This window comes from Psychrobacillus faecigallinarum (genome assembly GCF_014836595.1).
Lineage (GTDB): Bacteria > Bacillota > Bacilli > Bacillales_A > Planococcaceae > Psychrobacillus > Psychrobacillus faecigallinarum.
This window is the reverse complement of sequence record NZ_JACSQO010000001.1, coordinates 696,212-710,898: the sequence shown is the minus strand read 5'-3', so window position 1 is coordinate 710,898 and position 14,687 is coordinate 696,212. Positions and strand designations below refer to the sequence as shown.

Here is a 14,687-nt window from a genome sequence, read left to right as displayed (position 1 = left end):
ATTGATTGCTGACTGCTTGACGAAAAAATATATAGGGTTTCTCCTTGAGGAAACGACTGTTGGCTCCATACGCAGTCGCTTTTTTTATGAGACAATAAAATTTGAAGTTCATATTATTGTCAAAAATAACTATACTTTTAAGTCTAAATATCTATTATGATAAATAAAGATAGAAAATAAGAACTATTCACAATACTAAGGGGAGAAAATGATGGATATAGCTAATGTGTACATAGATTATCAGCTTAATATGGAGGAAGGTACTTCTCTCATTAATGTTCTTGCGCAGGGAATTGTATATGAGGATGGAACAGAAGAACCAATTCAAGTCGGAGAGGCTTGCTTACATTTATTTAATACGCAAAAGAGTTCTTATATAGAAGTTTGTGGTGAAGCAGATTGTTTATCTAAAAGTTTATCCTATTCTCTCCGAAACTTAGACAGGTTATGCGATATTAATAAACTCTCTGGACTTATTGCGATTTTTCATTCTTTAAAAATTGATGCTAGCTGGAGTGGCAAGGGGGTTGGTCAAGTTTTTTATAAGAAGATTGAGGAGCAGCTTGTTTTATTAAATGTTGAAATGATCTTACTTACCACCTGTGAAGATGAAATAGGTAAGGATAATACTAGCGATTTACCTGTTTATTTTAAAAATCTTGGCTTTTATCCATTTCAACAAAGCGGAGAACCTATTATGTACAAAAAGCTTTTAAATCCATATATTAAAATATAGAAAACAGCTGAGTTTTTCAGCTGTTTTTCTTAAGTATAGAGGATAGTTTTAAAGTCTTGCTGCGATGCCTTGTCCCTTTAGGTAAAATAGGAAAGTTGTATTAGCATGTTGAAGCATTCTCAGCTAATATTAATAACTTATTTTCTTTATTAAGCGATAAAATAAGCACTTAGAAAGCTGTATGAGCTTCAAATTAAAAAGCAGAAATAATTAATCACGCTTTAAAAATTGCATAGACGGAACACGCATCTTAAGATCAAACAGTCTTTAAATATCTTCCAACTGGATCTGATAAACTTTTTTAGGTCTCCCTCTCAGCTTCTTTTGCTGTTGAGTTGTAACAATTGCAGCCCCACTCTCCTCTAATTTTTTTAAAACTCTGTTGGCAGCTCTTTCGGTAATACCTAAATGAATGCTTAAATCCTCTGCCGCAAGGATGTTAGTTTGCAATTTGTCCATCACGGCTATTATTTTTTTTATTTGTAGCGACGAGGTGTGTAATTTTGCGCTTAATAGTTCTATTTTGGAATCGTATTTTGTGTCTACAAGAATCTGCTCCTCGTTACCTAAAGGTCCTATCAAATGAGCTTCCTTTGTTAATATGTAAGATTGTGTTTCGGTTGCTGTACAAAGATGAGATGCCTTTTCTGCGTTTAACTGAGCAACCTGTATGGAATGACCAATTCCCCAACCAATTTTAACTGCAAAGGGTAGTTCGGTTGTTAGAAAAGTAACTAGCTGACATTGTTTCATTTCCCCGGTAATAATTTTGAAATCGCTAAAGTTTGTAATAATTTCATAATATAGAGCGCTTTGATGAATGATAAACTTCATATTATTCTTTCTGCTGAAATCTAATATCGCCTTATAAAGTGACATTTGGCGGTATTCTAAATCTCGGATATTATCGCGGCTGATGGTAAACTCCAAATGGGCAATGACTACTTGATTTTCGATTAGTTGTAGAAGTTGAATTTCTTTTAGTAATGCCTCAATCTGGATAATCATACTTCTTTCTGATGGAACAACTAGTATAAGGTTAACTCCGTAAGGCTTTAACATGTCAGGTAGTCGGCTTAGTCTAGTCATACATACATCTACTTTATTTTCCTGCCATAGCTTTATGTGATATTCTGACATTTTTTCGTACACTTGCTGATCAGCATAAGATTGCATAGTAGCTCCAAAGATATATGGAAAGTCCTCCTCGGTTGTCCATTCCTTTACCCCTAAATAATCGTTCTCATCATATAAAAAATCAATCAAACATCTTTTCATTTGAAAGTCTTTGTTAGTATACATATACTCCGTCAATGTGCGATAGAAATCATTTGGAGTGACATCAAAATGCAACATAGGGATGTCAACTTGAGGGAAGTGCTCTTTCACAAAAAAATGTGGGATTTGACCACTAAATAAAATACCGTCGACTAAGGTAATTTGCTTTAAAAATATCTCTTTTAAATGTTCAAGAGATTCATATACCCTAAAAATATATTCACAAGGATCAGTCGGAAGAAATTCTACTTTCTTGACCCATCCCAGTGAGTTTTCAGTCGTAAAAATTAATATACGAGCCATTGTTTTAATGTTCTCCTTTTTCTAAAAATTTGTTGAATTTTGTTTTATTATAGTTTACCCTATTGTTTAAAGACAGGTGCAAAAAGTGTCTTTTAATAACAGAAGGGGTGATTATTATTACAACTAACAGTGTAGAGGTGAATGAGAACGGCAAGTTTTCCAAGTTTCTATCTTTGATTGAAAGGATAGGTAACAAGTTACCAGACCCATTTATTCTTTTTTTCTATCTAACTCTTGCATTAACGATAGTTTCTTGGATTTTAAATTTCTTCCAAGCAGAGGTCATCCATCCGAATACTCAGGAAACGGTTGTAGTTAAGAGTATTTTGTCAGGGGAAGGTCTGCAGTTTATTCTAGCTAATACTCTTACAAATTTTACTAGTTTTGCTCCACTTGGTCTAGTACTGACGATCATGTTGGGAATTGGATTAGCTGAAAAAGTAGGCTTGTTAGAAATGCTTATGAAGCGTGCAATTGTTAACACACCTAAAAAAATTATTACCTTTGCTGTATTCTTCATTGGTATTTTAGGAAATATTGCTTCAGATGCTGCTTTCGTAGTAATTCCGCCATTGGCTGCCTTAGTTTTCTTATCGGTCGGAAGACATCCTCTTGCTGGTTTAGCTGTAGGGGTAGCGAGTACCGGCATTGGTTTTACAGCAAATGTACTTATTGCTGGTACGGATGCATTACTTTCCGGCATTTCCACAGAAATTGCTAAGGGAATAAATCCCGACGTAATAGTAACACCTTTAGATAATTGGTTTTTTATGAGTGCCTCTACGTTTTTACTCGCAGCTGTAGGTACTATTATTACTGAAAAATATGTTGAACCGCGCCTTGGTACTTATACAGGGGAGCAACAAGCGTTTACAAAAGAAATTAGTCCTCTGGAAAAGAAGGGCTTACGTAATACGTTAATTGCTGCCATTATTTTTATTTCCATTGTAGTTATTGGTATGCTGATTCCAAATTCACCACTTTTAAATGAGGACGGCACTCTTTTGCGCTCTCCATTTTTGTCAGGAATTGTTCCTATATTGTTCTTGTTCTTTGTAACTGTTGGTATTGTATACGGCGTTTCTATTAAAAAAATACAATCCACAGCTGATGTACCTAAAATTATGACAGAGGCTATTGGTAGTTTGTCTGGTTACATAGTGTTAATCTTTATGATTGCTCAATTTGTTGCCTATTTTAACTGGTCTAATATAGCCATTTGGTTAGCCGTCAATTGTGCGGATATTTTGAGTGCACTCAATATGACGAATATTTTTGTCATTGTATTATTTGTTATTTTGGTTGCATTTCTAAGTTTATTTATCATCAGTGGTTCGGCATTATGGGCACTAGTTGGTCCAGTGTTTATCCCAATTTTTATGCTATTAGGGTATCATCCAGCGTTTATCCAGCTTGCTTACCGTATCGGGGAATCCTCGACGAATATGGTGACTCCCCTAAATCCTTATTTTGCGATTATCTTATCGTTTATGCATATTTATGATAAGAAAGCAGGTATTGGTACGCTTATGTCGTTAATGATTCCATATACGATCATCTTCTTAATCGTATGGATAGCTCTAATGTTAGTTTTTGCATTTTTCGGAATTCCGATTGGACCAGGAGTGTCCTTATATTTATAAATAAATGAATGAGGAGTGAACGTATTGAATTTATTTACAATCCCTTCTAATTCATTGAAGCAAATTATTGCATGGAGAAGAGATTTTCATAAGTATCCGGAGGTAGGCTGGACGGAGTTTCGTACAGCCTCAATTATCGCCAATGAACTGCAGAGTTTAGGCTTTCAAGTGCAGGTTGGAAAAGAAGTGGTTTCGGAGGAGCGCATGGGTGTCCCTTCAGAGGAAATTTTGACGAAGGTTTATGAAAGTGCTAGAACGAATGGCGGACATATTGGATTTATAGACAAAATGGTCGGTGGCTATACTGGAGTAGTAGGTACGATAGAAGGAACTAAAACAGGGCCAACGATTGCCTTCCGTTTTGATATGGATGCTTTAGACATTTTGGAATCAAAAGAAGCAGGTCATGCTCCTGAGTTAAACGGGTTTAGCTCTACTCATGCAGGAAGGATGCATGCTTGTGGTCATGATGCCCACAGCTCGCTAGGCTTAGGACTGGCAACCGTACTATCGCAAAATAAAGAAAAGATAGAAGGTACCATTAAAATTATATTCCAGCCAGCAGAAGAAGGGGTTCGTGGAGCAAAATCGATGGTAGACGCAGGTGTTGTGGATGATGTCGATTATCTCCTAAGTATGCATGTTGGCACCGGTGCCCCTTTAGGAACAGTTATTGGGGGATCAAATGGTTTTTTAGCTACTTCCAAAATAGATGCAAAATTTACTGGGAAGGCTGCACACGCTGGAGCAGAACCTGAAAAGGGAACAAATGCATTATTGGCAGCAGCGTCTGCGATTCTTGGTCTTCATTCTATTTCACGACATAGCGGAGGAGCCTCTCGGATTAATGTAGGAACTTGTGTGGCAGGGGATGGCCGAAATATTATTCCCTCTCATGCCACATTGAAGCTAGAAACTCGTGGTGAGAATAGCGAGGTGCATACATATGTTCATGACCAGGCTATTTCTGTATTAGAAGGAGCAGCCCAAATGCACGGTGCAAACCTTTCCTATGAAATTGTTGGAGCCGCAAGAACCTGTTCGTCTTCAAGAGAATTGGCAGAACTTGTGATAAATGCAGCCAAAGATGTGTCAGATGTAAATCAAACAATTCCAATTGCTGATTTTGCAGCTGGCTCCGAGGATGCGACATTCATGATGGAGCGTGTCCAACAAAATGGCGGTCTGTCCACTTATTCCATTTTTGGTACTACACTAGCAGCTGGCCATCATCATGAGAGATTTGATATCGATGAAGCGGTGCTACCTATTGCATTGCATACTTGGTTAGCTACAATCGAACAAATTTATCAACATGAAAGAAGGGGCGCTAATGATTAACATAGAAGATCAAATAGCTAGTTTAATAGAGACATATCAAGAAGAAGTTATTCAATTGAGTGATCGCATTTGGGATATTCCTGAAACACGCTTTCAAGAATATGAATCGTTTAAGATATTGAGTAATTTTCTAGAGAGAAAGGGCTTTAAGGTAGAGCGTGGAGTAGGTGACATTGAGACAGCATTTACTGCTACCTATGGTGACGGTGGACCGGTCATCGGCATATTAGGTGAATTTGATGCGTTGTCTGGTCTTAGCCAAAGAGCAGGTTCGCCAGTAAGAGAGCCACTCATTGAAAACGGCAATGGCCATGGCTGTGGGCATAATTTATTGGGAACTGCAGGCATTGCAGCAGCCCTTGCTTTAAAGGATTTAATAAAAGAAGGCATAGTGAAGGGAACGATTAAATACTTCGGCTGCCCTGGAGAAGAAGGCGGATCAGGTAAGACATATATGGTTCGTGATGGAGTGTTTGAAGGAATTGATGCCGCTCTTACATGGCATCCAAATTCATATTCAGGAATATTTTCTTTTTCATCTCTTGCAAACTATCAGGTATATTTCTCGTTTGAAGGGAAGGCAGCCCACGCAGCAAACTCACCTCACCTTGGCAGAAGTGCTTTAGATGCGGTGGAGCTTATGAATGTCGGGGTTAACTATTTAAGAGAGCATATTATCTCAGAGGCAAAGGTTCATTATGCGATAACCAATTCAGGGGGAGCATCACCAAATGTTGTGCAATCAGATGCGGAGGTATTGTATTTAATCCGTGCCCCCCATTTAAAAGATGTGGAATCCATCTACCAGCGTGTTGTTAAAATTGCCGAGGGAGCTGCATTAATGACAGGCACCAAGATGACCGTGAAATTTGATAAAGCTTGCTCTAACTATATCCCTAACCATGCGTTGAATGTTGTAGTGAATGAAAAGCTACAGTACTTTGGCTTGCCTACTTATAATGAAGAAGAGATGGCATATGCTAAGGCGATGGCTGCAACGATTACTGCCGAGGAAGTGGAGGCTGCAGTGATTGATGCAGAAAAGCTTTCGGCATACACAGTATCGGAAGGATTTTATTCTGAGGAATCACCATTTTTCACTGAAATCATTCCTTATGTGAAAAATCGTGAGGTTATGCAAGGTTCAACGGATGTTGGCGACGTCAGTTGGATCGTTCCAACCGCTCAATTTTTCACGACTTGCTTTGTAGCAGGAACACCGTTGCATACATGGCAGCTTGTTTCACAAGGGAAAACTACTTTGGCACATAAAGGTCTCCTCAATGCAGGTAAAGTAATAGCAGCAAGTGCAGTGGAACTATTTGATAATCCACACCTCATTGATGAAGCGAAGAAAGAATTGTTGAAGCAGGTAGGAGATGGGTACAAAAATCCTTTACCGGCAGATTTACGCCCAAGCGCCATATAAAATAGAAAAGCCCTATGACAATTAAGTTTGTCATAGGGCTTTACATGTGATGATTTGTTGTTCGTTTTTATTTTATTCAAAAGTTCCGGGCTGCTTTACGACAATGCCTTCTAATTGGGACAACTCCTGGCTGCTTTACTACAATCAGAGCCTAGTTTACGACAATTGGTGGCTGATTTACTACAATCCCACGGTTCTTTACTACAATGCCTTCTAATTAGGATAACTTAAAGGCGATTTACTACAATTAGAGCCTATTTTACGACAATCGGTGGCTGATTTACTACAATCCCACGGTACTTTACGACAATGCCTTCTAATTAGAATAACTTAAAGGCGATTTACTACAATCAGAGCCTAGTTTACGACAATCCGTTCCAATTGGGACAAATCAGGGGGATTTACGAGAATCATAGCTTAGTTTACGGTGGAAAAGCGATACAAGTAAATGACTATGAGAATAGCTTTTATATTAGCCCCACAATCATTGTCATGATAATAATTACGTACAGGAAGAAATCTGTTTTAAGCGTTGTCCGCTTTCATTCAATAGAAGAAGCGATTGGGCTTGCCAATGATACGGAATATGGTCTCGTTGCGGGCGTATGGTCAAAGGATATTGACGTTGCTCATTATGTGGCTGCCCGTGTGGAGGCAGGTCAGGTGTTTGTAAATACATATGGAGCAGCTGGTGGTGTGCAGATGCCTTTTGGTGGCTATAAAAAGAGTGGGATTGGAAGAGAAAAAAGTCATTTAGCCGTTCAAAACTATGTGCAAATTAAAAATCTAGCAATTCATATAAAATTATAAAATGAAATAACCAATCTTCTGAGCAGAGATTGGTTGTTTTTTATAGGGGAGAAAGATTATTTTAAAAAAATCGGAACGATATGCCTAAACAGATTGCTAGGATGCGAGATTTCACCTATTTAGAAATAAAAACAAATAGTGTAGAATGATTCATGCTTTGTCATACATAAGAAAAAGGAGAATAATTTAGCATGACAGGAAACACTCACATCATTGGCGGTCTTGCAGCAAGTCTTGCTATTTCACAGGTAACAGATTATGACCCAGTGCTTTTAGTAGTAGGGGGTGTAATAGGAGCTATTTTACCGGACATTTGTCACGGTGGAAGTAAGATAGGAAGAACTTTCCCTTTCTTGTCCAAAATTATTAACAAGATTTTCGGACACCGCTCCTTCACACACAGTCTGTTATTTATATTACTATTAGCTGCTATGATGAATTATTTTAGTTGGAATAAGGCAATTATGATGGGGATATCCGTTGGAGTAGCTAGCCATCTTATATTGGACATGGCGACAAAGAACGGAGTAAAACTATTTTTTCCATTAAAGGTAACAGTACGATTACCAATTACGACTAGAACAGGTAGTATAGTTGAAAGTATTGTATTTGCCGTATTATCGTTATTGACAGTTTACTTTGGATATGGAGCTTTTACTAATTACTTTTAATGGATTGTTATCTTTTAATAAACGAGTAAAAATCTAATAGTAATTAAGCTTAATATACTGGAAAAAAGATAGGCAACAAAAGTTAATAATATATCTTTCTCGTGAAGCCTAACAAATTTCTTTAAATATCTTACACAGGTTTGATTAAGTCAGAAACTATTACCTAAAAAAGCAGAAGAATTATATTTACCTAAAACTCAATGTAAAAGACTCCACTTATAGCTTATGAGCTTTGGTGGAGTTTTTTGATAGTGAAAAATAATTCTTTTATTTTAAATCTATTTGTCTAGGTGACTTCCTTTCATAGTAAGGCTTTATCGTTCGGTTAACTTTATGGGCTAATAGTATGGAATATCTATTATTTTCATAAGTTTATTTGGGAGTAACATATATTAACTTGAGCGACAAACGAAAGGAAGGGAGAAATATTCAATGAGGGAAAAAATGAAAAGGATGACCGCTTCAGCAATGGTTGCTGCTTCTGCCATTGTCGTTGTGTCACCCACTTTGCAAGTGGAGGCTGCTATTAATATTAAACAGCTAGTGGTTGATGCCCAAAACGCAGGAAATGTGTTGAAATGGGCTATTTCTGTAGAAGGCTCTGCAGATGGAATAACTCAGCCATGGGAACAATTTAATAATGTTAAGCAAGCAATAGGAAATGCGGAGGCAGCAATTGCAAAGGAAAGCTTTTCAGAGAGATTGAAGTATGAATCTATGTTAATAGAGCCAAAAATTCAACTTCAGCGAGCTCAAGGTTATTTGGATGCTATTACGGCAAGCACTAAAATTCATGCCAAAACAAATGCACTTTCCTTAGCTGTACAGGCAAATAATTTAGAACAGGTGGAAAAAGCCTATCATGAAATGACTGCAGAATTCCGAAAGCAGACGATACTGTTAGATCGGGTTTATGGTCAGTCGACTCGTGATCGTATAAGAGGTGCAGTTAAAGGACCGGCTGAAAAGCTAATTGCAGAGTTAAAAAATGATGTGACGGTTCACATGCTAGCTAAGGGTGCAGAAGAGGATATGAGGAAGAACAGACATACAGAGGCCGCGAAAAAAATAAATGAGGCACAGGCCATTTTAAATGCTGAAACATTAAGATGGGAAAACAGCCTCCAGGCTAGAATAAATAATATCCAAACTATTTTACCGATTCAAGTTGTTTCTGTCTCTAGAGTGGATAACACAACTGTTCTTATTAAATTGAACCGGTCTATATCTTCGGTAAAGGCAGCTGAATTTACAGCTAATAATGGTATGACCGTTAGCAGTGCTACGTTAAGTGGCGATGGTTTTAGCGTTACATTAAAAACTTCCGTTCAACTTCCAGGCACGGTTTACACGATTAAATACAAAACTAGTTCAGTCAGTTTTACTGTTCCTGGTAATATTTCACCGATTTTTATTGGAGACCAAACTGTCCAACACAAAGAGACAACTGATGTTTTAGCGCTTACTGCTGCTTTTAATAACGCAAGTAACCAATCTATTCGGATTGATGTGCCAGCCGGTCTCAAATTGATTTCTGTTAATGGAGTGGCAAATAACACCGCAGGATCTAAGTCAGTAAATGCAACTACTGATAATAATGGGGTAGTCAGCATTGTATTCACCGCTAAGGATACTAGCACTCCAGCTTTGGATAAGACCGTTTCCTTTCATAAAATCAGTAAAAATAAAGTAGTAGAATCTCAAACTTCAGGAGTATTTAATCTTTATTCTCCTGCAAAGGAAGCTGCAATTACCAAGAAAAAAATAAGGTATATTGACATTAAAAATAATTATTTTGTGTCTACGGAAGGGGTCAAATATAGCTGGAAGCTTTATAATGATATATTCCAAAATGAAGGAGTGAATATTTCCTTAGATTCATTTAAAGCAGAGCTTGATATTGGTGATGTGATTAACGGGACCTATCATTTGACTTCCAGTTCATTATTTAATATTTCCGCTAATGTCTCTGTAGCCCCAGTCAAGCTGGATACTAAGTTTAACGTTAAAGCAGGAACATCTGGTTATCGTATTAACGCCAGCAAAATAGAGTTAAAAGGCACAGCACAGCCAAACTACGAATTATTCTTTTTCCAAAATAATGGGCTTTCTATTGGGAAAGTAAAGGCTGATAGTAAGGGGAATTGGACATTTACTGCAAATGTAGAAACAAATTCGATAACTGATTTCTCCATTCTTCAGCAGCCAGCCGGAAAAGCAATTCCAGCATTTGTTGGATGGGGGGAAGTAGCTTTAAGAGTGATAGAAGGACCATTCTCAATTGGAGAAGTAAGTGAAGGGAAAACTAAGGATAACGACCTGGATAACGAAAAGATTACGTTTACGTTAGCACCAATAAAGTATTTAAATGGGGCAGTTCTAGCCCAAGATCAAGCTACTATTTCCAAGCAGGCATCCATTATAGTGGTTGATACAGATGGTACAAAGGTGAAATATACAAACAGCCAAAACAAAACTGTCTTTGCCACAGAAAAAAATGCTTTCTCTATTGACTTTGGTCCGATCAATCCAAAAAGAAACGGAGAGCAACTAATAGACAAAGGCAAGGATGGCAAACTATCTGGTCCATTATCTATTGTATCAATTGAAGGTGTTACAAACGAATACGGTCTAATGCTCAAAACCAAAAACGGAGACCAAATCATCAACTACTAAACAACAATATTACAGGCTTGTATCAGGTGCCTGGCACCTGATACAAGCCTGTAATAGTTCTATTTAGTTATTATTGTACGCGAGCAAAACCAAAGCCAGAAGCGTAGTCGTCTCCAGTTGCTGCTCCGTATCCGCCTTTAATGTCTACTGCTTTTGCTCTATTTTGTAAGTTTGAGCGTAGTTGAGTATGAGACCATGAAGGATTTTGTGCCCAAATTTTTGCAGCTAATCCTGCGACATGTGGTGTTGCCATTGAGGTTCCGCTAATTGTGTTGTACCCACCGTTATACCAAGTAGAGTATACAGCGGAGCCTGGAGCTGAGATTTCGATGTCACCTTGTTGGATGACATAGTCACCGTCTGTGGAAGTATATCCGCGAGAAGAATAGTTAGCTACGCGATAAGTTCCATTTTCTTGTGTATTTTCAAGAGCTGCTACCGCTACTGCATTGACTAAAGCACCTGGGTAACCGATTGTTCCTTGTGCGTACCCAGAGTTACCAGCTGCAGCGATGATTAAAACACCTTTACCATAAGCGTAGTTAACGGCATTTGATATTAAACTATTATTTCCAGAAGATCCTAAAGACATATTAATAACTGTTTTTGTTCCTGTAGAAGAAGCTTGATCTGCAGCGTGTCTGATTGCTGCAGCAATATCGTCCGAATAACCAGAACCGCTATCGCTCAGTACTTTGTATGCCCATAGGTCAGCAGCAGGTGCTACCCCATATACTCCACCTTTGTCACTTCCTCCATCTGCAAGAGCTGTTCCCGCAACGTGGGTACCATGTCCATTACCATCTGCACAGCTATTATTGATGACTGTAGTTGCCCCAGTAAAGTTTTTACATTGTTCTACTCTATTAGCTAAATCAGGGTGGGCTATATTTGCTCCAGTGTCCAGTACGGCAATATTGATACCACTTCCTCCAGAAGTAGTAGTTAAACTACTATTATTATAAATAGCTTTAATACCCCAAGGAACTTGCTGGGATGCTCTAGCAGCAATCTCGTTATCTGCTATTTCATTAATAGATTGTTCTGCTGGTAAATCTAGCGTTACAACAGGTACCTTTGTAACAGTAATATTTTTATTGTTTTGTAGAGCCTGGAACTGCTTTTCGTTCATTTCGGTAGAAAATCCATTATCCGAAAGCTCCCATCTAACTTCATATTGGCTTGCTAGAGATGCTTTGGATGACTTGTCGTTCGTTTCTACATAAACTCGAAACTTTTCTTGGCCGATTCCAGAATTTCTGTCCTCGCTAGAAGATGGTGTTTCTGCCACAGAGCTAGCTTGTACTGGTGCTGCTAGTGACCCTGCGATTAAGAGACTTGCGATTGCCATTTTTACTTTGCTCATCTGTGAAAACTCCTTTTCGTTTTAGTTTTGTAGTACAATAATAAAACTACCATGTTTTGAATATTTTGTTTATTGGGAAATAATATTTTGCAATAATTAGGAGGGATACCATGAGGATTGGCTCTTTGATCAAATTTTATCGTACAAAAAGAGGGTTAACACAAAATAGTCTTGCCATGGGAATATGTTCCGTGCCTCATCTCAGTAAAATAGAAAACAATAGCAAGGAAGCAAATGTGGAGACAATCCGCTTGTTGCTTGAACGGTTAAGCATCGACTTACAGGACGTTCAAGCTAACGAATGGAATATTCTAGAATTATTAAAAGAGTTTTTGAGTCATATCCACTATTTAGAAGAGGAAAAGGCAAAGAATGCTTATAAGCAACTAGAAGGGTATAGAGAATTAATCGTTTTTACGGACTTTATCTATTTATATGAGCTTTACAAATTACGCTATTATTTATTAATAAATAACAGAGAAGCAGCAGATTATCAGTTAAAATGGCTCCATGCACAAAGGCAAAATTTTTCCCAATATGAGAAGTATTTACTTTTATACTTTGGTGCTTTAATTTTAATGTTAAGGGGGAGATATGAAGAGGCAGACAGGCAGCTAACGCGAATCATTCAAGATAAAGCAGAAATGGGAACATTTGAAGGCGAAATTTATTACCATCTTGCAGTAGTGAAGGGGCATGTGGATGAAGCTAGCCTAGCCATTATTTATGGCAAAAAAGCTTTGCAATTTTATAGCAATCAATACAATTTTAAGAGAATCCTTCATACACTAATGTCACTGGCTTTAAACTATTCACGTGCCAAAATTTTTAATGAGGCTTTGGAAACATATAATCATTTATTAAGAAGCATAGAGATGCTAAATCAAAAGCATTTGCTTCCAAAAATTTATCATAATATAGGTGATCTCCATCAACGTATGGGAGATTACAAGCAAGCTGTGGAATACTTTCAAAAAAGTGCCGCGAATATCCCCAAAGATACGGAAAATTATCTCCTCTGTTTATATAATTTGGCACAAACCCAGTTTCGTTTGGAACAATGGGATGAGTGCCGGGAGAGTTTTACATTATTGAAAATGGAGACGAAAAAACAGAAAGTCTTACATTATCGTTTGTTCACAAACTTTTACTTGTTATTGTTAGATAACGAAAAGGAAAAGGCTATGCTTTTTTTAGAGGAAAAATTAGTACCTTATACAGCAAGGGTAGAGGATTTTAAAGAGGCCCACCATCAATTTTTAGTTATTTTGACAGATTACTATAGACAAGAAGGAAAGTTTGAAAAGGTAGTTCAGCTTACTAATCGATAGAGGAGAGTGTAAACCATGAAAAAATCAGTAAAGGCTTTGTTTTTGGCTACACTAGCAGGTGTAGTGATTACACTGATACCGATTCATCCACCAATTGGATCTAGCGCAGCAAGTGATGTATCATCCATTCCAATTCATCCGCCAATTGGTCACAGTTTTAGTCCAGATGATTCTAATTCCATTCCCATTCATCCACCTATTGGGTGAATTAAAAAAAGAGAAATCCGTTTGGGTTTCTCTTTTTTATATTAGTCTAGCTCCAGTTACGCAAAACCTTTCGCTAGTTTGATATTGCATACTTAAAATTTAACAACCGTTTAAAAGAATAAACAATGCAGCTACTTCAACAAATAAGTTAAATTTTGTACATAGCTATTAATGGTCAGATTGCCAATCATCATAGTAATCATTAGCATAAGCATAAAGAAAAGAACAATATATAAAAGGAATCCATACAATGGTTCAAAGCTTTCTTGTTTGCTCGTCAATATAGCGCTAATGATATAAAGGGGTATAAATAATATAGCCAAAATTAAACAAATAGTAAGAATCCCATTTCCAAAGGAAAATGATTTTAAAAACATAAGGATAAGGGATAGCGTTGCACCTATTAATAAAATTGGTAACTGCCCACCATAAAAGCTGATAATACTCTTAAAAGAATGCTGCGGTCCAAAAATAGTATTAATAAAAAATATCGAAAGGACCGCTATCACTACTAAAATAATGGTGACGAAATACATTTCTGTAAATGACGATAGGAAGCTCGGTGGATTACTCCAATGTTGATTGATTGTAAATAAATAAATAGATATACAAAAAAGAGCTACAAATAATAGAATACTGACAACTGCATTTGAGTAGTCACCTTCCCCTTTGCTGAATGCATGCGAAGGGCTTTTTAACTGGCGAATAAAGTAGCTACTATATTGCCTTGCATAATTCTTTAAAGAGGCTAAGTGGTCTTTTGCTGCGACTGAGGGAATGCTTGTAGCGATTACCGATTCCTTGACAGCCTCTCTTTGATGTCTTAACAAATAATTACCACAACCTGAGCAATAATTCCCTACCACTTGATCATGACTACAATTTGGACATATCAT

Annotated in this window: 12 protein-coding genes; 9 read left to right on the top strand and 3 right to left on the bottom strand. The window is 37.4% G+C overall.

What is annotated here, in order from left to right; genetic code table 11:
• Positions 1-211 precede the first annotated feature (211 nt).
• Complete coding sequence (locus H9650_RS03470) at positions 212-736, top strand: hypothetical protein (protein WP_151111083.1); 525 nt, start codon at positions 212-214, stop codon at positions 734-736.
• 267 nt (positions 737-1,003) lie between these two features.
• On the opposite strand, the gene H9650_RS03465 is transcribed toward H9650_RS03470, so the two are convergent.
• Complete coding sequence (locus tag H9650_RS03465; RefSeq protein ID WP_151111081.1) at positions 1,004-2,317, bottom strand: helix-turn-helix domain-containing protein; 1,314 nt, start codon at positions 2,315-2,317, stop codon at positions 1,004-1,006.
• Between the two features lie 107 nt (positions 2,318-2,424).
• Here H9650_RS03465 and H9650_RS03460 point away from each other — a divergent pair, with 107 nt between their 5' ends.
• From H9650_RS03460 to H9650_RS03435, 6 genes are all read left to right on the top strand, one after another.
• Positions 2,425-3,960 (top strand): AbgT family transporter, encoded by a 1,536-nt coding sequence (locus H9650_RS03460; RefSeq protein WP_318245381.1) that lies wholly within the window; start codon positions 2,425-2,427, stop codon positions 3,958-3,960.
• 24 nt (positions 3,961-3,984) lie between these two features.
• Positions 3,985-5,301, top strand: a complete 1,317-nt coding sequence (locus tag H9650_RS03455; RefSeq protein WP_191696568.1) for an amidohydrolase — start codon at positions 3,985-3,987, stop codon at positions 5,299-5,301.
• Positions 5,294-6,730, top strand: coding sequence for a M20 family metallopeptidase (locus H9650_RS03450; RefSeq protein ID WP_191696567.1), 1,437 nt, complete (start codon positions 5,294-5,296; stop codon positions 6,728-6,730). Before H9650_RS03455 ends, H9650_RS03450 begins: the two co-directional genes overlap by 8 nt.
• Before the next feature lie 381 nt (positions 6,731-7,111).
• The gene (locus H9650_RS03445; RefSeq protein ID WP_318245380.1) at positions 7,112-7,540 is read left to right on the top strand and encodes an aldehyde dehydrogenase family protein; all 429 of its coding nucleotides are present in this window, start codon (positions 7,112-7,114) and stop codon (positions 7,538-7,540) included.
• A gap of 191 nt (positions 7,541-7,731) precedes the next feature.
• On the top strand, positions 7,732-8,211 hold the full coding sequence (locus H9650_RS03440; RefSeq protein ID WP_151111069.1) for a metal-dependent hydrolase: 480 nt from the start codon (positions 7,732-7,734) through the stop codon (positions 8,209-8,211).
• A 432-nt stretch (positions 8,212-8,643) separates the two neighbouring features.
• Positions 8,644-10,887 (top strand): hypothetical protein, encoded by a 2,244-nt coding sequence (locus H9650_RS03435; RefSeq protein ID WP_191696566.1) that lies wholly within the window; start codon positions 8,644-8,646, stop codon positions 10,885-10,887.
• A 70-nt stretch (positions 10,888-10,957) separates the two neighbouring features.
• On the opposite strand, the gene H9650_RS03430 is transcribed toward H9650_RS03435, so the two are convergent.
• Positions 10,958-12,253, bottom strand: coding sequence for a S8 family serine peptidase (locus H9650_RS03430; protein WP_151111065.1), 1,296 nt, complete (start codon positions 12,251-12,253; stop codon positions 10,958-10,960).
• A gap of 110 nt (positions 12,254-12,363) precedes the next feature.
• On the opposite strand from H9650_RS03430, the gene H9650_RS03425 reads away from it, so the two are divergent.
• Both H9650_RS03425 and H9650_RS03420 read left to right on the top strand, forming a co-directional pair.
• Positions 12,364-13,584 carry a helix-turn-helix domain-containing protein gene (locus H9650_RS03425; protein ID WP_191696565.1) on the top strand — a complete coding sequence of 407 codons (1,221 nt, stop codon included), beginning with the start codon at positions 12,364-12,366 and terminating at the stop codon, positions 13,582-13,584.
• Positions 13,585-13,599: 15 nt separating this feature from the next.
• Positions 13,600-13,791, top strand: coding sequence for a hypothetical protein (locus tag H9650_RS03420; protein WP_151111061.1), 192 nt, complete (start codon positions 13,600-13,602; stop codon positions 13,789-13,791).
• A gap of 131 nt (positions 13,792-13,922) precedes the next feature.
• On the opposite strand, the gene H9650_RS03415 is transcribed toward H9650_RS03420, so the two are convergent.
• On the bottom strand, positions 13,923-14,687 hold the full coding sequence (locus tag H9650_RS03415) for a Yip1 family protein (protein WP_151111059.1): 765 nt from the start codon (positions 14,685-14,687) through the stop codon (positions 13,923-13,925).